Raw genomic sequence first — 21,639 nt, 5'->3', positions numbered from 1 at the left:
CGGCGCACACCCCGCGCCACATTGTAAGGAGAGGCCGACATGGCACTGGAACGCACATTCTCGATCATCAAACCCGATGCAACCCGCCGCAACCTGACTGGCAAAATCAACGCCAAGTTCGAAGAGGCGGGCCTGCGCATCGTTGCGCAAAAGCGCATCCACATGACCAAAGAGCAAGCTGGCAAGTTCTACGAAGTTCACGCCGAGCGTCCGTTCTATGACGAACTGTGCGAATTCATGTCGTCGGCTCCGGTCGTTGTTCAGGTTCTGGAAGGCGAAGGCGCCATTGCAAAGAACCGTGAAGTCATGGGCGCGACTAACCCCGCAGACGCAGCAGCCGGCACCATCCGCGCCGAGTTCGCGGAATCGGTTGGCGAAAATTCGGTCCACGGTTCGGACGCACCTGAGACAGCAGCGGTTGAGATCGCCTATTTCTTCTCGGGCATCGAACTGGTCGGCTAAGCCGTCACTTTGGTGAACAGATTGGGCCGCTCCTGCTGGGGGCGGCCTTTTTCGTTTCAGATCTGCTTCAGATCGTGCGCTGCAACCCGCACCCCGATGGCATCCAGGTCTGAGACCATTTGGCTTTCCGGGGCCGCCTTGGTGCCGGATTTGATCGTGTCAAACCGTTGTCTTAACGCCTTTTTCTCCTCGCCCTTGCAGTCGTTCCAAGGGCGGCCTTGCAGCCCCATCACCAACACATAGTAGCCGATGAAATGCGGCTTTGTACCTGCTGCCAACAGCTTGGCATAGGCGGCGTCGGCACCCAGTTCTCGCAGCTCCTGCGCCGAATGAATACCCGCGCGGGTGCAAGCCTGTTCGAAGGCGGGGCCGAGGTTGCGGATGGAGGAGACCGGATCAGACATGCCTTGGTTTTAGCCGGACGGTTTTGACCTGTCACCCGCACAAAACCCCGGTTTGGTTGATCTTGTTCTTGATGCAGCGCGCGATTCACGGTCTCATGACGATATGTAGAAGGATCGGGCAGGGGTAAGGCGTGTCGCAGGGAACAAACGGATTCTTCATCCTCCCCGGCGGGCTTGATCAGGCCGCGTTCGAGCGCGGTTTGCCCAATCACACTGTCGATATCGAGATGGGCACCGCCGCGCCGGTCCTTATGCTCGATTGTCACGATCAGTCGTTGCGCAGCTCTGGCCGGGTATTGCTCGAGAACAGAGGGAGCTTGCGGCTTGTCTCGATGCAAGGGCAGGTCTCAGAGCAGCACGCCAACGGCAAGGGGCAATTCGTACAGAACCTCCCTGAAGGTCCGGTGAAGGCGGCGCTGAGCGGCTTTCCTACTTTGCGCGCCCTGACGCCGATTGGCGCGGGTGAGTTCGATGAAGGCACGCTCGCGATTCTCGACGATCTGCAAAAGACGCAGGTTCGGGGGCATACCCTGTCGCTGCGCACGGATCGCGGGCAGGTGGCGTTTGTCTGGCTGCAAAAACTGCGCGGTTATGATCGCGCTTTTGCTGCGGCCTGTGACAGTCTTGAGAGGATGTCTTCGGGCGGTATTGACGACTTGTTCGACGTTTTGTTCCCAGACATGATGCGTTACCGTGCCAAACCGGAGGTCGCGCTTGGCACGCAAGAACCCTCTTTGGAGGTTGCGACCGACCTGATCCGGACCTATCTGGGCGTCGCGCGTCAGAACGAAGCTGGCATAGTGGCGGATATCGATACCGAATTTCTGCATGACTACCGGGTGTCTTTGCGGCGCATTCGCTCAGTCTTGAGCTTGTTCAAAGGGGTGTTTTCAGACCAGCAGACGGCAGAATTGAAACGCGTCTTCTCGGACCTTATGGCTCCAACCGGGCGATTGCGGGATCTGGATGTTTATCTTCTGGAAAAAGATATGTATCTCAGTCTTGTACCGGAAAATCTTCATGCTGGTGTTCAGGGCATGTTCGACCGGTTCGAACAAGCGCGTGCCAAGGAACTGTCCCGTCTGACCCGTCATTTGCGCGGCGCGCCCTATGAAACTGCGATGACCGATCTGGCGCAGAAATTCTCAAGTCCTGAAAACCTGCTAACCGGGCCGAGCGCGGAACGAGGTGCCTATAGCTATGCCTGCGCGCTGATCTGGAAACGCTATCGCAAGACTTGCAAACTCGCCCGCAGTATTAGTGACGAGACGCCGGATCAAACCGTTCACGACCTTCGGATCGACTGCAAGAAACTGCGCTATCTGATGGAGTTCTTCGGGCCTCTGTTCGACGCGAAGGATTTCAAAACGATCCTCAAGCCTCTGAAAAAGCTGCAGGATAACTTGGGTCTGTTCAACGATTACTCCGTCCAGCAAGAGGCGCTTCTGGCGTTTGTTGCCGACCAAAGCACCGCTCAAGGCCGCGTGGACGCGCAGCTTGGTTTGGCCGCTGGCGGGCTGATCGCTGTTCTGGACCAACGCCAAAAGGCCGAGCGTGCCCGTGTGATTTCAAACTTTCAGCATTTCGACAGCCCGGAGACTCGGCATCTTTTCCGCAGCCTGTTTCACCACACAAAGGAGTGAGGAATGAAGATCATTGCCTGCTACAGTAACAAGGGCGGGGTCGGGAAGACCGCGACCTCGGTGAACCTTGCCTATGCCTACGCGCAGGCGGGTCAGCAGGTGCTTTTATGCGATCTTGACCCGCAGGGGGCCTCGGGGTTTTACTTCCGGGTTAAGCCTTCGAAAAAACTGACAGACGCGCGTTTTTTTGAGGATGTTGAACGGTTTACCAAGGCCATCCGGGCCAGTGACTTCGAAGGTTTGGATGTGTTGCCCGCCAATCTGACATACCGCGATTTCGACGTGTTCTTGTCCCGGATGCGTAACAAGCGCTCGCGTTTGAAGAAGGCTCTGGTCGCGGCAGGCAGCGATTATGACGTGATTATTCTGGATTGCCCGCCGAACTTCTCGACCCTGTCCGAGAACATCTTCCGCGCCGCTGATGAGATCGTTGTGCCGGTGATCCCGACGACACTTTCGGAACGCACATTCGATCAGCTGGTTAGCTTTTTCGAAGAACACAAGTTGCGGAAAAAAAAGCTGAGGGCGTTCTTCTCGATGGTGCAGAAGCGCAAGATTTTGCATCAGGACACAATGGAGAAGATGCGCGGGCTATACCGCAAACGGTTTCTGCAGACCTCGATTCCCTTCACCGCGGATATCGAGAAAATGGGTCAGCACCGCGCTCCGGTCAGCACTTATGCTGCACGTAGTGCGGCCAGTGAAGCCTATAAGGCGCTCTATGATGAATTGGAAAATGGGGTGATTGCATCCAAATGAGCATTGAAATCGAACGCAAATTTCTGGTCGCTGAACTGCCCGATTTGGCTGGAACCAAAAAGGCCGTGGTGCGGCAAGGTTATCTGACGGCCAGTGAGGACTCGGTGGAGATGCGACTGCGGCAGAAGAATGACAGCTTTTTTCTGACCCTCAAAGGAGCGGGCGGTCTGGTTCGTGTCGAGCGGGAGGCCGAGATTTCAGCCGATCAGTTCGAAACCTTCTGGCCCGAGACCGACGGACAGCGGGTTGAGAAAGTGCGATACACGGGCACGTTGCCGGATGGGCGTGTGTTTGAATTGGATGTGTTCGAAGGCGATCTGGCGCCGCTGTGTCTGGTAGAGGTCGAATTCACCTCGGAGCTAGATGCGAAAGGCTACACGCCGCCTGCGTGGTTCGGTGCGGATGTGACCGAGGATAAGCGCTATAAAAACAAGAACATGGCGATCAACGGACGCCCGAGTTAGCGCGCCAGTTTCAGCGTCGTTTCGAGGCCGGGATCGCAGTTGCGCGCCTCGAACGCGCCGCCATGCATCCGTGAGATTGCAGCCACCAAAGCAAGGCCCAGCCCGGCGTTACGCTCTGTCCGCGCGGGGTCGAGCGTTACGAAAGGCTGTTGCAAGCGAGGAAGGTCCTGTTCCGGAACGCCGGGCCCTTCATCGCGCACGCTGACGCGGGTGCAGGCGGTGTCCTCTGCAAGAGATACGGTGATGGTCGAGTTCTCTGGCGCATAGCGCAACGCGTTGTCCAGCAGGTTGGACAAGGCTTGCGACAGAAGAGGGCGGTGGCCCTGAATGGGCTTGGCCTGTCCTGTCACCTCAAGTCGGACATTCTGATCCGCCGCGACAGGCTCATAAAGGTCCACGACATCCGCAACCAGTTGGTGCAGATCGACATCCTCAAACTGTTCGCGCCCCAGCCCGGCCTCGGCGCGTGAGATTTCGGTCAGTTGCCCCAGCACGCGCAAGACATGATCGACCTCGGTGGTGGCCCGGGCGATGTCGATCTCGCGATCCAGATCGCTCTTGTCCGGGTCAGACAGCGCCTCGACCCTTTGTTTCAACCGAGAAAGGGGGGATCGCAGATCATGTGCGATCGAGTTGGAGGTCGTACGCAGGTTGCTGATCAGCTCTTCAATCCGGTCGAGCATGGTGTTCAGGGTTCCGGCAACCTGATCGAATTCATCTCCGGTGCCGCGTATAGGCATCCGGCGGGACAGATCACCCGAAACGATATTCTCCGCCGTGCTGGCGATGTCGGACAGGCGCGAAAACACCAGCCGCGTGAACAGCCACCCAGTCAACAGGCTGAGGAGAAGCGCAATTCCAAGCGCCAGCGCAACCGAGCGCAGCAGGACGCGGTCAAACTGCTGACGGGCAACAGCATCACGGCCAACAATAAGGCGCTCGCCACCGGGCAGGCGGATCGAAGCGGCAGAGACGGGCACCAGCTCGTCATTGTCGGCGCGACGCACCTCAAGATCGACCCAGCCACTGCCCGCCGTGATGTCCTCGGGCCAATGCTTGAGATTGCCCGCCAATTTGTTCCCAAACCGGTCGGTCAAAAGATAAAGCGCGTCGCGCTCCGAGGCACTGGGCAGGCGGCGTTCGATCGCGGTGATAAGACCAATGAGACCGCGCCGCTCATATTCATCGGCAAGTCCGGTCAGTTCCGCCGAGACGACCGAGCGTGTTTCGGATTCGATGCTGCGATTGGCCGTCACATAGACCAAAGCCAGCACCGTCGCCGTCAGAATGGTGCTGAGAACCATGCTGGCGACGACAAGTCTTGTTCTGGAATTATTTACCGAAAGCCGAAGGTTATCCATCAGACATCATGTAACCCGCGCCCCGGACGGTTTCAATCAGCGGTAAATCTCCGCCTTCGTCCAGTTGACGCCGCAGTTTCGAGATGTGGACGTCCACTACGTTTGTGTTCGGGTCGAAATGATAGTCCCAAACGCCCTCAAGCAACATGGTGCGCGACACAACTCGGTTCTTACGACGCAGGAAGAATTCAAGGATCTGGAACTCGCGCGGGGTCAATGAGATCTCGTGCCCGTCACGCGTGACCTTGCGGGTCAGCAAATCCATCTCAAGGTCCTTGCAGGTCAGGGTCGGAGTTTCTTCGGCGTCCTGCGGGCGGCGCAGCAGCGCCTCGATCCGTGCATGAAGTTCCTGGAACGAGAAGGGTTTGACCAGATAATCATCCGCGCCCGAGCGCAACCCTTTGACACGTTCATCAACGGCGCTCATGGCGGTCAGCATCAGAACCGGCGTTTTTAGCCCGGCCGCGCGCATGGATTTGATCAGGGACAAGCCATCCAATCCGGGCAGCATCCGGTCCAGAATAATGGCGTCAAAACCTCCGTCAGTGGCGTGGTACAGACCTTCGCGGCCATCTGCGGCAACCTCGACCACATAGCCTTCTTCGCTGAATCCCTTTGCGATGAAGTCCCGTGTATCCGCGTCATCTTCGACAATCAGCAGGCGTCTGCTCATGAGGGAGGTTCCTTTCTTTACGAATTTAAACACAATTTTTGGCCAAAGCACATGGTCTGAGGAAAACACGAGCCGGGTGCGTCCTTGCGCACCCGGCACGCCCGGCGAATTGCGGACAAACCAATCCGCCAGGAGGCGCGCACCATATCTCCCCATCATGTGGCGCGCGCGGGCCTGAGGTCAGACGATTTCAACCGCCACGAAGATCTGGTTGCCACCGCGGTTGATCAACACGAGGGCAGGGTCCGTCTTCTCGCTGTCCAAAGCCGCCTTGAGGGCATCCGGCGAAGCGGTTTCCTGGCTGCCCAGCTTGACGATCACATCGCCGCGCTGCAAACCGGCCTTGGCGGCAGGGCTTTCGGGCTTCAGATCGGTCACGACAACCCCATCGATCCCTTCGCCTACACCCATTTCGGCACGTGCGGCCTCGGTCAGAGGGGCAACGGTAACGCCGAGCGATGTGCCCGAGACCTCGGCCTCGACGGGCGCGTCGTTCTGCGCGGATGCAGTCTGGTGTTGGCCGATGGTCAGCTCCAGCTGCTGCTCGGTGCCATCCCGAAGGACGGTCAGAACGCTGTCGCTGCCCACTTTGGTGGTGCCCACAAGGATCGGCAGGTCGCTGCTGTTGTCCACGGGCTCATTGTTGAAGCTCAGGATCACATCGCCTTGCTGCAACACACCATCCGCCGGGCTGTCGGTCACGACATCGGACACCAGTGCGCCGGTTGAAGCGTCGATGCCCAGTGCGGCCGCCAACTCGGGGCTGACATTCTGGATCGAAACACCCAGCCAACCGCGGCTGATTTCCCCGTCATCGCGCAGATCAGCCGTGATGTGATCCACGATGTTGGAGGTGACGGCGAAACCCAACCCGACCGAACCGCCGCTTGGCGAGTAAATGGCTGAATTCACGCCGATAACCTCGCCCTCCATGTTGAAAAGTGGGCCACCCGAATTGCCTTTGTTGATGGCGGCATCGGTTTGGATGAATTCGGCGTATGGTCCTTGCGAAATATTGCGCCCTTTGGCGGACACGATGCCGGTGGTGACGGTGGAACTCAGACCGAAGGGATTGCCGATGGCCACGACGTCTTCACCGACACGGATCACGTCGCTGTCACCCAGAGTCACCGCTTGCAGCTCAGCCTCAGGCTCGATCTTCAGGACGGCGATATCGGTTAACGGGTCGGTGCCGACGACCTCGGCGTCATAAGTGCGGTCGTCGCTCAGACGGACTGTGATGGTCGAGGCATTGTCGACCACGTGATGATTGGTGACGATGTAGCCCTCGGCATCCAGTACAAAGCCGGAGCCCAAACCCTGGGACGGACCGCGCTTCGGCATGTCGAAGCCTTCGGGCGCGCCGAACCTTTTGAAGAACTCACCAAAGGGATGGTTTTCCAGATCAAAGTCCTGACCCCGAGCAGGCGTCGCGACCGCGTCCTGTTCGGCAATAATGGTCACGACCGAAGGCGAGACCGTCTCGACCAGATCGGCCAGCGCTTCATCAGCCATCGAGGGCAGGGCCGTTGTGGCCAGAAGGGCTGCGCCTAAGGCACTGGCGCCAACCCAGCTGGATTTGCGCGGAAAAAGTACTGAGGATTTACGGATGCTCATTTTTTGTCTCCTGTTCACGTCGCGCGAATTGAGGCGCGCGTTGAAACAGCAAATGAACCTTCAATCTGTGTCTTTCCTGACTGATGAATTAAGAAAACTTAATTTTGCCACAAAGCAATTGTTCCGTGTCGGCGGAGCGCTGTTGGGATTCGCGGATTCAGGCCTGCTGACGCACTGCGAATCGGAGGATTGTTGCTGAATTGGCTGTCAAACTTTGAATTTGGTTGAATTGAATATTGAGCATGAACAAACGGCGGATCGTTTGGCGGCGTTTTTAGTCACTCTACCTAAAGTAGAAGGTAGCCGAAAAATATTCTGGCGATGTAAACTATATTCTTGCAATTACATGGTTATTATTGAATAAAACCACGTTTAATCGGACCGTTTTCAATGCTTCTGCCAACGGAAATCCCCTTAAGGTTGATCTTGACGCGACGGGATGTTGCCCAAAAACCAAACTGAGACGTCCCTAGTTAACCGTTTCTTCTAATTTTACGTTGTTTCGAAGGATCGGATCAGCAAATATAAACATGCCCAAGTGAGGGGGAGCCAAAGGCACTAGGGGGTGCCCGTGGCTTGCTCAGTCTTAAAGCGCTGGTGGCATGTTAACGAGGGGGTCTTGTTTAGGTTTTAGCTGCTGTACGCCTAACCACCTGTATAGGTGATTTGGTTTAGCTTTATTGATTGCTGAAAGTGGTAGTCCTGTTTTGGGCACACGACCCGGTCTTTAACGACCGGGTCGTGTTCGTTTACGACCCTCGTTTTCTGAGCCAGTCTGCCCATGCCTCGGGTGTGTCGAGGTCAAGCAGGGCATTTTCACCGGGAAGACGTGTCAGGTGTGCCTTGTCCTTGTGCGCGCGAATGACGGATTGGGCACCTTGATCTCCGGTCAGTTTCCGAAGTTCTGGAAAAAGCTGACGATCAAAGATAACGGGATGGCCAGGCTTGTCAGCCGACGTGGCCCCGCGCCAGATCAGATTATCGGGATTGGCGCGTCTCGCGTTCTTCACGGCTCTTAGGTCATTCGCGGTCAGCTCAGGCAAATCCGCCAGCAGCACCATGACAGCCGGCGCAGCGGCATCCACCTGGGCCAACGCGCCGCGCAGGCTGACGTTCATGCCTTCTGCAGAATCCGCAATTGGGACCTTCCGCAAATCCAAACCACCCAGCGCGTCGTAACGCGCATGAGGGCGTGGAGGAAGCGCAACGATCACCGGTCCGACTTCCAAGGCTGTCATGGCAGATCGCCGCAAAAGGGGCATGTCGTCGACCGCTTGAAGCAGCTTATCTGCACCGCGCATGCGCCGAGATTGCCCTGCCGCAAGCAGTATGATGGGTATGTCTGTCATAGGGGCAACATGCCGTCCACTTGCTGCGTTGTCAGCCCCTCATTCGGTCGCCCTCAGGATCAAACAGTGGGGTGGAGATCACCCGCGCGGTCCGCATCTGACCGAGGATTTCGATCTGAACCTCCAGCCCGCCTTTGATACGGTCCGTCGGAAGGAACCCCATCGCGACCGAGGTTTGGGCATAGTGGGAATAGCCGCCTGAGGTGCAAAAACCAACGACTTTGCCGTCCAGCCAGATCGGCTCGTACGCGTTCACATCCGCATCTTCTGCCTCGACCTCGAAGGCGATCAGCTTGCGAGTCGTACCGTTATGCCGCTCTGCCTCGGCCGTTGCTCGACCAATGAAGTCGGTGTTTTTGGAGAACGAAATGAACCGATCTAACCCCGTTTCTGCGGCTGTGTAGTCTGGTGAGAACTCTCGCATCCACGAGCCAAAGAACTTGTCCAGACGCAAGGACATCATGGCGCGCATTCCGAAAGGCACTATCCCATGGGGCTGTCCGGCCTCCCACAAAGTCCACCAGAGCTGTCGTTGCGCCATTGGATCGCAATAGATCTCATAGCCCAGATCGCCGGTGTAGCTGACCCGCTGCACGAGGCAATCCGTCATGCCGATCGTCATCTGGCGCACGTCGAGGAACCGGAGGGTCGAGACATCCTCGCGCGTGCAGGCGGCCAGAACCTCAGTTGCACTAGGGCCAGCGATTTGGAAGCCATTCAGCTGGTCGCTGATATTACTGATTGAGACGCCCTCGGCGGCGTTCTGCTGAAACCAACGCATGTGATAGGCTTGGCTACCGTATGAGGCAGTCAGGCGGAATTCAGTCTGACTCAGGCAAGACACGGTAAAATCACCGATCAGCTTACCTTTGGACGACAGCATCGGGGTCAGGGAGACGCGACCCGGCTGAGGGATGCGCCCCGCCATGATCCGATCCAGCCACGCGCGGGCATTCGGGCCCGATATGCGATACTTACCGAAATTGTGGACCTCGTTGATTCCTACGCCTTCGCGGACAGCGCGGACTTCGCGCCCCGTGGCGTCAAACGCGTCCGAGCGCCGGAACGAGGGCGTCTCATAACCCGGCTCATCACCTTGCGCGAAATAATTCGGCACCTCCAGCCCATATTGCTGACCCCACACCGCGCCCAGATCGCTGAAGATGTCATACATTGGCGTGGTGCGATTGGGGCGCGCGGCGGGCAGTTCCTCGTTCGGGTAGGCGACGCTGAACCGTTTCTGATAGTTCTCGATCACCTTGGGGCGGGTATAGCCCGGGCTGATCCAGTCGCCGAACCGGGCCACGTCCATGGCGAAGACGTCGCGCTCCGGCTCGCCTTCGATCATCCATTGCGCCAGCGTCAGGCCAACGCCGCCACCCTGGCTGAACCCGGCCATGACACCGCAAGCAGACCAATAGTTGCGCATCCCGGGCACCGGCCCGACCAGAGGGTTCCCGTCCGGCGCAAATGTGAACGGGCCATGGATCACCGATTTCACCCCGGCCTCGGCCAGAACCGGGAAGCGGCGATAGGCAAACTCAATACTGTCGGTGATCTTGTCGTAGTCGTCGGGCAGCAGTTCATGACCGAACTCCCACGGCGTTCCGTCCACGGCCCAGGGCTTGCAGGGTTGTTCGTAGAACCCAATGCACAACCCGCGACCCTCCTGCCGCAGATAGCTTTCGCCAGCAGGGTCCATCACATGCGGATGCTCTCCGCCTGCGTCGATGATGGCCTCGATCTGAGGGATCGAGTCGGTGACCAGATATTGATGCTCCATCGGGTGCAGAGGGAAATAGATGCCCGCCATTGCACCGACCTCACGCGCCCAGAGGCCGCCTGCATTGACGATATGTTCGGCGTGGATCGTGCCCTTGTCGGTTACCACATCCCAGGTGCCATCCGCCCGCTGGTTGGTTTCGCGCACCATACAATGCGTCTCGATCGTGGCCCCACCCATCCGAGCGGCCTTGGCATAGGCATGGGTCGTGCCCGATGGGTCCAGATGCCCATCCAGCGGGTCGTAAAGCGCACCGATGATGCCGTCGGTATTGGTGATCGGTGCGATCTTCGTGATCTCATCCGGGCCGACGATTTCTGTTTCAAGCCCCATGAAGCGATGCTTGGCGCGCTCGGCCAGCAACATGTCGAACCGATCCTGATTGTCGGCCAGCGTCACCCCGCCAACATGGTGCAAGCCGCAGGACATTCCGGTGATCTCTTCCAGCTCTTTATACAGACGGATCGTATAGCCCTGCAGCGCCGCCATGTTGGTGTCACCGTTCAGCGTGTGAAACCCGCCCGCAGCGTGCCAGGTCGAGCCCGAGGTCAGCTCGGACCGTTCCAGAAGCATGACGTCGGACCACCCCAGTTTGGTCAGGTGATACAGAACCGAGCAGCCAACAACGCCGCCCCCAATGACCGCCACGCGGGTTTGCAGTTTCATGAAAGACTCCCAGATTTTCTGGAAGTCTGACCGGAGGCTCCGGGGGCGCAAGTATAAAAACGACAAAAAATGTCGTGTACGTCGCCCCGCGCTTAGAGAGGTCTGATCTTCAGCTCTGTCACCCGGTTGCCCTCGCGCGCGGTAACCTCAAACCGGAACCCGTGGAAGGAAAACACCTGACCAACCACGGGGATCATCTGCGCCTCATGTATCACAAGGCCAGCGACGGTGTTCGCCTCTTCATCCGGCAGGGACCAGTCTAAGGCACGGTTGACGTCGCGGATGGTCATGGCCCCTTCGACCAGGAACTGCCCGTCCTCGGTTCGGGTGACTGGAACCTCTTCCTCGATGTCGAACTCGTCGGCGATTTCACCAACGATTTCTTCGAGAATATCCTCGAGCGTAATCAGGCCGCGCAGCGATCCGTATTCGTCGACCACAAGGGCAAAGTGGCTGCGAATGCGCAAGAACTCTCGCATCTGGTCGTCCAGAGTGGTGGTTTCCGGCACGAAATAAGGATCGTTGGCGACTTTGGTGATGTCGAACCCGGCCAAACGGTCCGAGTTACTCTCGGATCCGCCGACCTGCGCATACATCGCGCGGAACAGATCTTTGGCGTGAACCACGCCAATGATGTTCTCGGGCTCGTCACGGAAGACGGGCAGGCGGGTGTGGCGGCTTTGCAGGCATTGCTCCAGAATGGCATCTGGCTCTGCATCGGCATCGATCATCTCGATGTTCGAGCGGTGGAGCATGATCTCTTCAACCGCACGGTCGCCCAGATCAAGCGCGCCTAGAATTCGGTCGCGGTCTTCTTTCTCGACCACGCCTTCGGAATGGCCCAGCTGCAACGCGCCGGCGATTTCCTCGCGCACGGCGAGGATGTTGCTATCGGGGTCGATCTGGACACCGAAAATGCGCAAGACGCCGCGGACCAACAGGCGTACCGCAGCCACGATGGGCGAGAACACGGTGACGACGACGCTGATGATCGGGGCCACGGCAGAGGCGGCTTTTTCCGAATTGGTGATGGCATAGGTCTTGGGCAGAACTTCGGCAAAGATCAGAACCAGTAGGGTCATGACCAGCGTCGCCAACGCCACGCCGCTTTCGCCGAACAGTCGGGTGAACAGGGCCGTCGCCAACGAGGCCGCGAGGATGTTAACCAGGTTGTTGCCTAGCAGGACCGAGCCGATCAGCCTCTCATTGTCATCGGTGATATCGAGCGCCTTTTGCGCCCCGCGAGAGCCTTTGTCGGCCTGTGCCCTCAGCTTTCCTCGGGACGATGCGGTCAGCGCTGTTTCTGAGCCTGAGAAAAAGCCCGAAAGGACAAGCAAAAGCAGGATAGCGCCAGTGGTAAACCAGAATGCGCCGTCGATCAGAGAGGATGTGGGTTCCATCGGTCCTTGGTTGTTCGTGTTTCTGCACCCGTTATGGGGATGCGGACCCTTGCAATCAAGGGGTTAGCCCTTGCTACCCTTGTCTTTCGCCAGCGGGTGATGTTCCAGCACCAGTTCTGACAGCCGTTCATCCAGCACGTGGGTGTAGATCTCGGTCGTCGCGATGTCTGCGTGACCCAATAAGGTCTGGATAGAGCGCAGGTCGGCCCCGTTTGCCAACAGATGGGTGGCGAAGGCATGGCGCAACGTATGCGGTGTGACCTTTTCGGGCGAGACACCGCCCTGAACCGCCAGTTCCTTGACCAGCAGAAAGAACCTGTGCCGGGTCAGGTGTCCGGACTTGCCACGCGACGGGAACAGGAACTTCGAACGGGAACCGCCTTTTTCAACACTTGCATCCTCGGCCTTGTCCCGTTCTTCAAGCCAAACGGCCAGTGCATCGCGGGCCGGAGGAGACAACGGAACCATCCTCTCTTTGCCGCCCTTGCCCAGCACCAGCAACATGCGGGGATCGCCGCGCGCCGACGAGACGGGCAGGGAGACCAGCTCCGTCACCCGCATACCGGTCGCGTACAGAAGCTCCATCAGGCAGGTGTTACGGATACGGTCGGCCGGGCTGCGTCCGGTCTGGCGGGCGGCCTCCAACAAGCGGTCGACCTCTGGGACGTCCAGCGTTTTGGGCAGCTGCTTTTTGCGACCCGGGCCTTTGATCTGAATGGCCGGGTTCGCTTCGCGCCAGCCTTCTTCGAACGCGAACCGGTAGAGTTGTTTGATCGCCGACAACCGCCGGGCGCGGGTCGCGCGGGACAGGCCCTGCGCATCGCAATCGATCAGATAGGCTTCAATCCTGTCACGATCGGCCTGCTCGAAACTGGTTTTTCGATGCTCCAGCCACGCGGCGAAATCCTTCAGGTCGCGACCATAGGCCAGGAGAGTATTGGTGGCCGCGCCCAATTCGGCGGCCTGCGCTTGCAGGAAAGTCGAAATCCACAGCTCATCTGATGCTGGACCGCTCATCATCCACGCTCGTTCAGGATCAGTAGGTTCAGCGCAGCGCGGCGGGCGGTTTCCTCTAGCCCGACACGACGGAAGGCCGCGATGGCTGCAGTCATGTCCACCAGATTGCCGCGCGCGCCGTGGGCAAACAGCTGCATCGCCTCCAAAATCGCCTCGCCGAGTTGGCCATTGTCCAGTAAGGCCTCGATATCCGACGGCACCGGAGCGGCCCAGGCGAACCCTTGAGCGACCGCATCTGCCAAAGGCGACGGCGAGACAGCGCGGCCCGGATCACCCTGCGCCAAGGCCGCCAGGAACTGCGTCTCAACTGCTGTGTCCGGCGCTTGCATCGCGGCGCGTTCATAGAAATCCGAGAGCATCAGGATACGCCAGCGCAGGGCTTCCACATCGGCCCCCTGCAATTCGACCCTATAGAGGCGTTCGGCGAAAAGATCTGCAAAAGGTACTTCAAGCCCGACGCTGCGCATTTGTTTCCAGACGAGGGGGAGGGTCTTGCTGATCGCCTCGATATTGCCGGTTTCAAGGGCGGTTTCGAACTGCTGCACAGCGGCCACCCGATCCCAAACGGCACCTGATGCCGCCGGAGAACGCTCGGTGTAAAGACCAAGCAACTGGTTTGGAGTCAGCGCGCCAATGCGGGTCAGGCGTTCAGCGGCTTCGATCTGCGCCTTCCAGCCTGCCACATCGCGCAGATCAGCATTGGCAAAGGCCCGCGGCAGAGGGGTTGAGGGCAAACGCTCCCCAATGGCCTCAAACAGCCTGAAGCTCAGCGGATCCGGGTCCTCGGGTTGCGGCAGGTAAGGCGCGTCCTCAAAAATGTCGGGGTTGAGGAAACGGTCGAGGAGGTCCAGTTCCTCAGGCGGCAACAGCTCTAGCGCGTGGGCGGCCTCAAGCGTCAAAGCGGCAGAAGGCCAATCCCCCCGGCGGGCCTTGCAGAAGATCTGGGCCGCATAGTCCTTGGATAGGTTGGGCTGGGCAATCAGCGCCGTGCAGCTGCGATCTTCGTCTCCAGTCAAAAGCGTTGCATCAAACCAGCGTTCGAACCGGGCCTGCGTGTCCGTTGGACCGGCGAGTTGTACCAGTGACTGCGCCGGGTCCGCCGCGCCGAGCTGCATCAGTCGGTCCAGACGCGCCAGCAATAGTGTTTCTTCCCCAGACGCACCGCCGGGCGCGCGGGCCTCGGACAGAAGAAGGGTGAACAGCAGGCGCTGCATGGCCAGGTTGTGCTTGACCGGGATGCGAGCAATCAGTTCTGAAATCCGCTCGGGGTCGCTGCCATGCCAGAGGTCGACGGGTAGCCCGGTTACACTCGACGACACCAGACCGATCGGCTGCGACAGCGCGTCCAGAGGCGTGACCTCAACCACGGGCTGGCCTCCGTTCTGTGCGACCGGAGGTTCCAGCAGCACAGTTCCCGGCAGGTTCTCGGGCGGGTCGTTCAGCCAATCAATCGCAGTCAGCGGCTGCTGCGCCTGCGCTGCTCCGGCCAGAGACAGCGCGACCAACACTTGCTTAATCGACATCCAACGTGACCGGTTCACGGATTTCGCTTTGCGGGGCCGAGAAATCGGCGCCGAAATAAGGACCCACGTAGGCGTAGGTCACCAGCCCGATGAAGGCCAGGCAAACAATATATATCAGGAACTTGATCAGACGGCCCATGGCGCCACGCTGCCTCAATTTTTGGTTTTGACCAAGTTATAACTGGCATTTTTCTTAAGATCACGTCATTCACGGTTAAATGAGCGAAATTAAGCATAACACACACGCGGCAGGCACACAGGGCCGGTTTGATCTGCACAAAACCGTTGTTCTTGTGGGCATGATGGGGGCCGGAAAGACGGCTGTGGGTCGCGCATTGGCCGTGCGGCTGGGTGTTCCTTTCCTCGATAGCGACGCCGAGATCGAATCAGCCGCCAATATGACCATCCCCGAGATTTTCCAGCGCGACGGAGAGCCGTTTTTTCGCGCCAAGGAAACCCAGGTTATCGGTCGCTTGCTGGATGAGCAGAAAGGTATTCTATCAACGGGTGGCGGCGCGTTTCTGTCCGAGGGCAACCGCGACATGATCACCGAACGGGGTGCCTCGGTTTGGTTGCGGGCCGATCTGGATGTGTTGTGGAACCGGGTGCGGCACAAGGATACCCGCCCATTGCTGAGGACGGACGATCCCTATGCGACGTTGAAGGCGCTGTACGAGGCACGTGTGCCGGTCTATGCCGAGGCTGATCTGACGGTGGCCTCGGACGGGGAGACCTCGATCGACAATATGGTAGACCGCGTGGTCGACGCCCTGTTGGCGCGACCCGATGTTTTGGAACGAAATTAGATGCATCAAACCGTACATGTGGAATTGGGCGAACGCTCGTATGATGTCGAGATTGGCCCAGATTTGCTGGCGCAATCCGGCGCGCGGATCGCACCTTTGCTGCACCGTCCGAAGGTTGCGGTTCTGACTGACGAGAACGTCGCGGCCTTGCATCTTGAGGCCCTGCGCGACGGGCTTGCGGCCGCGGGGATCGAGATGTCCTCACTGGCTTTGCCCGCAGGTGAGGCGACCAAAAGCTGGCCGCATTTTGAACGCGCGGTTGAATGGCTTCTGGCCGAAAAGGTCGAACGGCGGGACATCGTCATCGCCCTTGGTGGAGGAGTGATCGGGGACCTCGCAGGTTTCGCTGCCGCTGTGCTGCGCCGTGGCGTGCGTTTCGTTCAAATCCCGACCTCGTTGCTGGCGCAAGTCGACAGTTCGGTCGGAGGTAAAACCGGGATCAACGCGCCGCAGGGCAAGAACCTGATCGGAGCGTTTCATCAACCCTCCTTGGTGCTGGCTGACACCTCGGTTCTGGGCACGATGACCCAGCGTGATTTCCTGTCTGGCTATGGAGAGGTGGTCAAATACGGGCTGCTGGGCGACGCCGATTTCTTCGAATGGCTTGAAGGGAATGGGACCGATGTCTCCTCAGGCGATATGGCCGCGCGGGTGCGTGCCGTGACACGCTCGGTTCAGATGAAAGCTGACATTGTCGCACGCGACGAGACCGAGCAGGGCGATCGCGCGCTTTTGAACCTCGGGCACACATTCTGCCACGCGTTGGAGGCCGCGACGGGCTATTCCGACCGGCTGCTGCATGGCGAAGGCGTGGCCATCGGTTGTGCGCTGGCCTTTGAATTGTCGGCACGGCTAGGCCTGTGTTCGCAGGAAGACCCAAGCCGTGTTCGGGCGCATTTGAAGACCATGGGGATGAAAACCGATCTGGCCGATATTCCCGGTGATCTTCCCGGAGCCGAGGCCTTGGTGGACCTGATGGCGCAGGATAAAAAGGTGATCGACGGTCAGTTGCGTTTCATTTTGGCGCGAGGGATCGGTCAGGCCTTTGTCACCTCGGATGTCCCGCGTGAGGCCGTCCTATCGGTGCTGGAAGATGCGTTGGCAACCGTCTGACGAGGGCGGTCAGCGTCCTCGGATCACCATCAACTCACCGATGTTTTCGCGGGTAATATAGCCGATCATAAGCCCGGTGCGATTGATCACGGCGACCGCCGGCGCGCCTTTGTGCAACCCGTCCAAAACCTTTGCCAATCCAGCGGTCAAGCCGACCTGCGGGATGTTACGCTCCATGATCGAAACGGCGGGGTCAGAGCGTGGGTGGTCGCCGGCCAGCGCCTTGAACAGGTGGTCGCGGGTCACGAAGCCCTGAAGGTGGCCGTTGTCGTCCAGAACCGGAAACTCATGTTGCGTTGTATGGATCACGGCCTGCGCGGCAGTATTCAACGTGTCCTGAGGTGACAGCGCGTGGAATTCGGTGATCATCGCATCGCGCGCCAAAACATGCCGCGTGGCCGAGCGCAGCGCAACATCCTGACTTTCCGCATTGGCCGCGAAGAACACAAAAACCGCAATCACAACGAGGATCGGGTTGCCCGAGCTAAGCCCGTAAAACCCGAGCCCTACGGCAAGCATCTGACCGCTTAGCGCAGCGACGCGCGTGGCTGTGACCCGGTCCAGACGAAGGCAGAGGAGGGCTCGGAAAACGCGACCACCATCCATCGGGAAGGCGGGGATCATGTTGAACGCGGCAAGCAGAAGATTGATATAGGCGAGACGATCCAGCATCCCGATATTTGCGGATTCTATCTGGCTAATCGTCTCAAAGGGCATCCCCGCACCAAACCCCACCAGAACCAACCAGATCGCGACGTTCACTGCCGGACCGGCAAGAGCCACCCAGACCTCTTGCATCGGTTTTTCCGGCATACGCTCCAACCGGGCCAGACCGCCGATGGGCAACAGGGTGATGTCAGGGGTTTTGATGCCGAAGCGGCGCGCCATCAGGGCGTGACCGAACTCATGCGCCACGACACAGGCGAACAGGGCCAGCACGAAAATCAGGTTCTCGATCGCAGCGGGCCAACCTCCGCTGGAATAGGCCGCAAATCCGACCCAGGCCAACAACAGGAAAAAGGTGACATGGACCCTCAGTTCGGACCCGAGAAGTCGGCCGAGAGCGAAGGACCATGCCATGTTGTGTCTCCGTTTCGTTTAGAACGGAATCTCGTCGTCGTCGATTCCGCCGGATGCAGGGGCAGGAGAGCTGGACGGTGCGCCATAAGGATCGCCATAGCCGCCACCGGCTTGACCACCGCTATAGCCGCCCGACTGACCGCCACCATAGCCGCCGCCACTGCCTTCGCCGCGGCTGTCCAGCATCGTCAGTTCGCTGCGATAGGGACGCAGGGCAACTTCGGTCGTGTATCGATCCTGGCCCGACTGATCCTGCCACTTGCGGGTTTCAAGCTGGCCTTCGATGTAAACCTTGCTGCCTTTGCGCAGGTATTGTTCTGCCACCCGAACCAGCGGTTCAGAAAAGATGGCGACCTGATGCCATTGCGTGCGGTCCCGGCGTTCACCGGTGTTGCGATCTTTCCATGTCTCGGATGTTGCAACGCGCAGGTTGCACACTTTCCCGCCATTCTGGAACGACCGCACCTCAGGGTCGGCACCAAGATTGCCGATCAGAATGACCTTGTTAACTGAACCCGCCATGTAGTTCCCCGTTCTGTATTGATCTGCATGCGCCGAATCTGGCGCTGAATATGCCAGAGACCCTATACGGCCTGCATCAGGGTGAAAACACGTTGATGACACAGTGTCGGACAAGAATCTGCTTGCCCCGTTCTGCACGCTTTTAATTCAAGCGGCGGGACCATATACTCCGCTTGTTTTTGGATCGGGCAGGATAGGCATTTATGCGGTCTTTGGTTTTAGGTTTTGTCGGTGTGTGTCTGCTGCTGACCACGGCCCCGGTGCAGGCCCAGACACTGTCTACCAAGAATAGAAAAGACATTTTCCTCAAGCAATCCAAAGTGTTGGATTCGCGCGCGGCGACGCAATATCGCGGGTCCGAGCGGCTCAAGCCGAAAGTGGCGCAGGGGCGGTTCGACAAGCGCTATACAGGTAAATATCGGGGAGAATACCTGAAGCTTGCCCGCCAAGCCGCCCGCCAACACAACATCCCGGAAGAGCTGTTTTTGCGCCTGGTGCAGCAGGAAAGTGGCTGGAACCCCACAGCGAAATCTCACAAAGGGGCCCTTGGTCTGGCGCAGCTAATGCCGCAGACGGCCCAGCTTTTGGGTGTAAACCCGCATGACCCCAAGCAGAACTTGGAAGGCGGCGCGCGGTACCTGTCATGGCAATACCGCAAGTTCAAGTCGTGGCCCTTGGCGCTGGCGGCTTACAATGCAGGTCCAAAGGCCGTTGAGAAACACGGCGGCATTCCGCCTTACGCGGAAACCCAGAATTACGTGAAGGTGATCTGGGGCGGATAAGGCGCAGAACGCCGCAATTTGACAGTAGTATTCAACGAAAAAGGCCGGTCATTGACCGGCCTTTCAAGTTCGTACAAGCGCCTATTCCGCAGCGATTTTGATTACGGGCTCCATTCGGGCCAGAACATCCTCGGCCAGATGGCATTTGACCTGATGGCCATCGGCCAGAGTCTTCACAGGCGGGACATCGGATTCACAACGCCCGTCCGGCACCTCGGATTTCCACCGGCAACGCGTCTGAAACGGGCAACCCGGCGGTGGGTTCATGGCCGACGGAATATCGCCCTCCAGCACGATATGCTGTTTCTCGATCGAGGTATCTGCAATCGGAACCGCGCTCAGCAGCGCTTCGGTGTAGGGGTGATACGGGGGCGAGAAGACCTGATCGGTCGTTCCCAGTTCGACCACGTGGCCGAGATACATCACCATCACACGGTCGCTGAGATAGCGCACGATCGACAGATCATGGCTGATGAACAGCAAGGTGGTCTTGTGTTCGCGCTGGATCTCCATCAGCAGATCGGTCACGGCCGCCTGCACCGACACATCCAAGGCCGAGACCGGCTCATCCGCCACCACGATCCGTGCATCACCCGCAAAGGCGCGCGCGATTCCGACACGCTGTTTCTGACCGCCCGAGAGCTGTCGCGGCATCCGGTCCGCGAAAGCGCGGGGCAGTTTCACTAGATCCAGCAGTTCTAGCATGCGCTTCTTGCGCTCAGCCTCGGAATTGCCGACCCCGAAGATCTCAAGCGCGCGGATGATCTGTCGCCCGACAGTCATGGAGGGGTTCAGAGTGTCAAACGGGTTCTGGAACACCATCTGCACTTCACCCACGGTCTTGGCGTCGCGTTCCTCGATCGGCACGGCCTCGATATTGCGGTTGTCCAACAGGATTTGCCCGTCGGTCGCCGTTTCAAGCCCCATCAGAACTTTGGCGAAGGTGGACTTACCGCAACCGGATTCGCCGACGATGGCCAGGGTCTCGGATTCATGAGCCTCAAAACTCAGGGTCTCGTTGGCCTTGACCACTTTGGTTGTCCCGCCTCCGAACAGGGCATTGGCCGCCACCTCATAGTATTTCTTGAGGTTGTCCATCTTCAGAACGGTCCGCCCGATCTCGCCCTTTTCCTTTTGCTCGCCAACGGTGATCGGCGCGTTCCAGTCGATCTCTTGGAACTTCAGACAGCGCGTGTGGTGGCGATCATTGCCCGGCACCGCCTCCATGAGGATGTTCTGAGCGTCACAGCGGCCTTCTTCGAAATAGTCGCAACGCGGGCCAAAGTTACATCCCGGCGGACGTTCATGCGGCAGAGGGAAGTTCCCTGGAATAGCCACCAGCGGGCGCGCGTTCTTGTCGGCACCAGGCAGGGGGATCGACCGGAACAGCGCCTGTGTATAAGGGTGCTGCATCTCGTCGAACACATCGTGGATCGACCCGCGCTCGACCGCTTCGCCCGAATACATCACGCACAAGCGGTCGCAGGTTTCCAGAACCAGCCCAAGGTTGTGCGAGATAAACAGCATCGAGGTGCCGTATTTCTTGCCCAGATCTTTAACCAGTTCGACCACGGCCGCCTCAACGGTCACGTCGAGCGCTGTGGTGGGTTCGTCCAAAATCAAAAGGGCAGGCTTCGACATCAACGCCATCGCAATGACGATCCGCTGCTGCTGACCGCCCGACAACTGGTGCGGGAATGAGTTCAGCATCCGTTCAGGGTCTGGCAGGCGCACATCGGTGACCACCTCCAGCGCACGCGCATAAGCCTCTTCCTGACCGACGCCTTCATGGATCATCGGCACTTCCATCAACTGCTTGCCGATCTTCATTGCCGGGTTCAGGGATGCCATAGGCTCCTGATAGATCATTGCGATCTCATTGCCGCGAATGTCGCGCAGTTCCTCGGTAGTCATCTCACCGAGATCGCGCCCCTTGAACTTGATCGAGCCGCCGACGATGCGCCCGTTCTTGCCCAGATCCTGCATGACACCCAGCGCCACCGTAGACTTGCCGCAGCCGGATTCACCAACCAATCCGACAGCCTCACCAGGTTGCACACTGACCGAGAAATCCATAACGGCGGGAATTTCTCTCAGCCGGGTGAAAAACGAAATCGAAAGTTTGTCGATCTCTAGAATAGGCCCGTCATAGTCCGCCAGTTTGTTCATCTTGTTACTCCTCGCGAGAGTCCGGGGGATCCCCTTCATCTGGCTA

General features: G+C 58.8%; 20 protein-coding genes. 7 read left to right on the top strand and 13 right to left on the bottom strand.

Going from position 1 to position 21,639, the window contains the following annotated elements:
* Window positions 1-39 precede the first annotated feature (39 nt).
* Window positions 40-462, top strand: coding sequence for a nucleoside-diphosphate kinase (gene ndk, locus ACRZ95_RS04125; RefSeq protein ID WP_155143779.1), 423 nt, complete (start codon window positions 40-42; stop codon window positions 460-462).
* 56 nt (window positions 463-518) lie between these two features.
* Here ndk and ACRZ95_RS04120 read toward each other — a convergent pair whose 3' ends face one another.
* Window positions 519-866, bottom strand: coding sequence for a TfoX/Sxy family protein (locus tag ACRZ95_RS04120; RefSeq protein ID WP_170677747.1), 348 nt, complete (start codon window positions 864-866; stop codon window positions 519-521).
* A gap of 131 nt (window positions 867-997) precedes the next feature.
* Between ACRZ95_RS04120 and ACRZ95_RS04115 the strand changes: the two genes are divergently transcribed.
* Genes ACRZ95_RS04115 through ACRZ95_RS04105 form a run of 3 tightly spaced genes read left to right on the top strand, consistent with a single transcriptional unit; the run spans window position 998 to window position 3,732 of the window.
* Complete coding sequence (locus ACRZ95_RS04115; RefSeq protein WP_170677748.1) at window positions 998-2,509, top strand: CHAD domain-containing protein; 1,512 nt, start codon at window positions 998-1,000, stop codon at window positions 2,507-2,509.
* Between the two features lie 3 nt (window positions 2,510-2,512).
* Window positions 2,513-3,268, top strand: a complete 756-nt coding sequence (locus ACRZ95_RS04110) for an AAA family ATPase (protein ID WP_170677750.1) — start codon at window positions 2,513-2,515, stop codon at window positions 3,266-3,268.
* Window positions 3,265-3,732, top strand: a complete 468-nt coding sequence (locus ACRZ95_RS04105; protein ID WP_170677752.1) for a CYTH domain-containing protein — start codon at window positions 3,265-3,267, stop codon at window positions 3,730-3,732. Before ACRZ95_RS04110 ends, ACRZ95_RS04105 begins: the two co-directional genes overlap by 4 nt.
* Here ACRZ95_RS04105 and ACRZ95_RS04100 read toward each other — a convergent pair.
* The 9 genes from ACRZ95_RS04100 to ACRZ95_RS04060 form a co-directional block, all read right to left on the bottom strand.
* Entirely contained in the window at window positions 3,729-5,093 is a 1,365-nt protein-coding gene (locus ACRZ95_RS04100; protein ID WP_170677754.1) for a sensor histidine kinase, read from the bottom strand. The two genes, ACRZ95_RS04105 and ACRZ95_RS04100, sit on opposite strands and share 4 nt — an antisense overlap.
* Complete coding sequence (locus ACRZ95_RS04095; protein ID WP_170677756.1) at window positions 5,086-5,766, bottom strand: response regulator transcription factor; 681 nt, start codon at window positions 5,764-5,766, stop codon at window positions 5,086-5,088. Before ACRZ95_RS04095 ends, ACRZ95_RS04100 begins: the two co-directional genes overlap by 8 nt.
* Window positions 5,767-5,946: 180 nt before the next feature.
* Window positions 5,947-7,383 (bottom strand): Do family serine endopeptidase, encoded by a 1,437-nt coding sequence (locus tag ACRZ95_RS04090; protein ID WP_170677758.1) that lies wholly within the window; start codon window positions 7,381-7,383, stop codon window positions 5,947-5,949.
* 749 nt (window positions 7,384-8,132) lie between these two features.
* Entirely contained in the window at window positions 8,133-8,732 is a 600-nt protein-coding gene (locus ACRZ95_RS04085; protein WP_170677760.1) for a nucleotidyltransferase family protein, read from the bottom strand.
* A gap of 31 nt (window positions 8,733-8,763) precedes the next feature.
* The gene (locus ACRZ95_RS04080) at window positions 8,764-11,181 is read right to left on the bottom strand and encodes a GcvT family protein (RefSeq protein WP_480554559.1); all 2,418 of its coding nucleotides are present in this window, start codon (window positions 11,179-11,181) and stop codon (window positions 8,764-8,766) included.
* Between the two features lie 92 nt (window positions 11,182-11,273).
* A complete protein-coding gene (locus ACRZ95_RS04075) occupies window positions 11,274-12,581 on the bottom strand; it encodes an HlyC/CorC family transporter (protein WP_170376728.1) in 1,308 nt (435 codons plus the stop codon).
* A gap of 63 nt (window positions 12,582-12,644) precedes the next feature.
* On the bottom strand, window positions 12,645-13,598 hold the full coding sequence (locus tag ACRZ95_RS04070) for a tyrosine recombinase (RefSeq protein WP_170677764.1): 954 nt from the start codon (window positions 13,596-13,598) through the stop codon (window positions 12,645-12,647).
* On the bottom strand, window positions 13,598-15,121 hold the full coding sequence (locus ACRZ95_RS04065; protein ID WP_170677766.1) for a hypothetical protein: 1,524 nt from the start codon (window positions 15,119-15,121) through the stop codon (window positions 13,598-13,600). Before ACRZ95_RS04065 ends, ACRZ95_RS04070 begins: the two co-directional genes overlap by 1 nt.
* Window positions 15,111-15,260, bottom strand: coding sequence for a hypothetical protein (locus ACRZ95_RS04060; RefSeq protein WP_170677768.1), 150 nt, complete (start codon window positions 15,258-15,260; stop codon window positions 15,111-15,113). The genes ACRZ95_RS04065 and ACRZ95_RS04060 overlap by 11 nt, the downstream gene beginning before the upstream one ends.
* Before the next feature lie 79 nt (window positions 15,261-15,339).
* Here ACRZ95_RS04060 and ACRZ95_RS04055 point away from each other — a divergent pair, with 79 nt between their 5' ends.
* A complete protein-coding gene (locus ACRZ95_RS04055) occupies window positions 15,340-15,927 on the top strand; it encodes a shikimate kinase (RefSeq protein WP_170677770.1) in 588 nt (195 codons plus the stop codon).
* Window positions 15,928-17,040, top strand: coding sequence for a 3-dehydroquinate synthase (gene aroB, locus ACRZ95_RS04050; RefSeq protein ID WP_170677773.1), 1,113 nt, complete (start codon window positions 15,928-15,930; stop codon window positions 17,038-17,040).
* Window positions 17,041-17,049: 9 nt separating this feature from the next.
* On the opposite strand, the gene ACRZ95_RS04045 is transcribed toward aroB, so the two are convergent.
* Both ACRZ95_RS04045 and ssb read right to left on the bottom strand, forming a co-directional pair.
* Window positions 17,050-18,120 (bottom strand): site-2 protease family protein, encoded by a 1,071-nt coding sequence (locus tag ACRZ95_RS04045; protein WP_170677775.1) that lies wholly within the window; start codon window positions 18,118-18,120, stop codon window positions 17,050-17,052.
* An 18-nt stretch (window positions 18,121-18,138) separates the two neighbouring features.
* On the bottom strand, window positions 18,139-18,642 hold the full coding sequence (gene ssb / locus ACRZ95_RS04040; protein WP_170677777.1) for a single-stranded DNA-binding protein: 504 nt from the start codon (window positions 18,640-18,642) through the stop codon (window positions 18,139-18,141).
* 203 nt (window positions 18,643-18,845) lie between these two features.
* Between ssb and ACRZ95_RS04035 the strand changes: the two genes are divergently transcribed.
* Complete coding sequence (locus ACRZ95_RS04035; RefSeq protein ID WP_170376744.1) at window positions 18,846-19,424, top strand: lytic transglycosylase domain-containing protein; 579 nt, start codon at window positions 18,846-18,848, stop codon at window positions 19,422-19,424.
* Between the two features lie 81 nt (window positions 19,425-19,505).
* Here ACRZ95_RS04035 and ACRZ95_RS04030 read toward each other — a convergent pair whose 3' ends face one another.
* Entirely contained in the window at window positions 19,506-21,593 is a 2,088-nt protein-coding gene (locus tag ACRZ95_RS04030) for a dipeptide ABC transporter ATP-binding protein (RefSeq protein ID WP_170551194.1), read from the bottom strand.
* Between the last annotated feature and the right edge of the window lie 46 nt (window positions 21,594-21,639).

It is taken from the genome of Ruegeria sp. AI3 (assembly GCF_056541245.1).
The sequence above is the reverse complement of the archived record's forward strand: the minus strand, read 5'-3'. Positions and strand labels throughout refer to the sequence as shown.

What these genes read in the sequence shown, in the direction of transcription:
- ndk (WP_155143779.1), top strand. Translation starts at nt 40, where the DNA reads ATGGCACTGGAACGCACATTCTCGATCATCAAACCCGATGCAACCCGC.
- ACRZ95_RS04120 (WP_170677747.1), bottom strand. Translation starts at nt 866, where the DNA reads ATGTCTGATCCGGTCTCCTCCATCCGCAACCTCGGCCCCGCCTTCGAA.
- ACRZ95_RS04110 (WP_170677750.1), top strand. Translation starts at nt 2,513, where the DNA reads ATGAAGATCATTGCCTGCTACAGTAACAAGGGCGGGGTCGGGAAGACC.
- ACRZ95_RS04105 (WP_170677752.1), top strand. Translation starts at nt 3,265, where the DNA reads ATGAGCATTGAAATCGAACGCAAATTTCTGGTCGCTGAACTGCCCGAT.
- ACRZ95_RS04100 (WP_170677754.1), bottom strand. Translation starts at nt 5,093, where the DNA reads ATGGATAACCTTCGGCTTTCGGTAAATAATTCCAGAACAAGACTTGTC.
- ACRZ95_RS04095 (WP_170677756.1), bottom strand. Translation starts at nt 5,766, where the DNA reads ATGAGCAGACGCCTGCTGATTGTCGAAGATGACGCGGATACACGGGAC.
- ACRZ95_RS04090 (WP_170677758.1), bottom strand. Translation starts at nt 7,383, where the DNA reads ATGAGCATCCGTAAATCCTCAGTACTTTTTCCGCGCAAATCCAGCTGG.
- ACRZ95_RS04085 (WP_170677760.1), bottom strand. Translation starts at nt 8,732, where the DNA reads ATGACAGACATACCCATCATACTGCTTGCGGCAGGGCAATCTCGGCGC.
- ACRZ95_RS04080 (WP_480554559.1), bottom strand. Translation starts at nt 11,181, where the DNA reads ATGAAACTGCAAACCCGCGTGGCGGTCATTGGGGGCGGCGTTGTTGGC.
- ACRZ95_RS04075 (WP_170376728.1), bottom strand. Translation starts at nt 12,581, where the DNA reads ATGGAACCCACATCCTCTCTGATCGACGGCGCATTCTGGTTTACCACT.
- ACRZ95_RS04070 (WP_170677764.1), bottom strand. Translation starts at nt 13,598, where the DNA reads ATGAGCGGTCCAGCATCAGATGAGCTGTGGATTTCGACTTTCCTGCAA.
- ACRZ95_RS04065 (WP_170677766.1), bottom strand. Translation starts at nt 15,121, where the DNA reads ATGTCGATTAAGCAAGTGTTGGTCGCGCTGTCTCTGGCCGGAGCAGCG.
- ACRZ95_RS04060 (WP_170677768.1), bottom strand. Translation starts at nt 15,260, where the DNA reads ATGGGCCGTCTGATCAAGTTCCTGATATATATTGTTTGCCTGGCCTTC.
- ACRZ95_RS04055 (WP_170677770.1), top strand. Translation starts at nt 15,340, where the DNA reads ATGAGCGAAATTAAGCATAACACACACGCGGCAGGCACACAGGGCCGG.
- aroB (WP_170677773.1), top strand. Translation starts at nt 15,928, where the DNA reads ATGCATCAAACCGTACATGTGGAATTGGGCGAACGCTCGTATGATGTC.
- ACRZ95_RS04045 (WP_170677775.1), bottom strand. Translation starts at nt 18,120, where the DNA reads ATGGCATGGTCCTTCGCTCTCGGCCGACTTCTCGGGTCCGAACTGAGG.
- ssb (WP_170677777.1), bottom strand. Translation starts at nt 18,642, where the DNA reads ATGGCGGGTTCAGTTAACAAGGTCATTCTGATCGGCAATCTTGGTGCC.
- ACRZ95_RS04035 (WP_170376744.1), top strand. Translation starts at nt 18,846, where the DNA reads ATGCGGTCTTTGGTTTTAGGTTTTGTCGGTGTGTGTCTGCTGCTGACC.
- ACRZ95_RS04030 (WP_170551194.1), bottom strand. Translation starts at nt 21,593, where the DNA reads ATGAACAAACTGGCGGACTATGACGGGCCTATTCTAGAGATCGACAAA.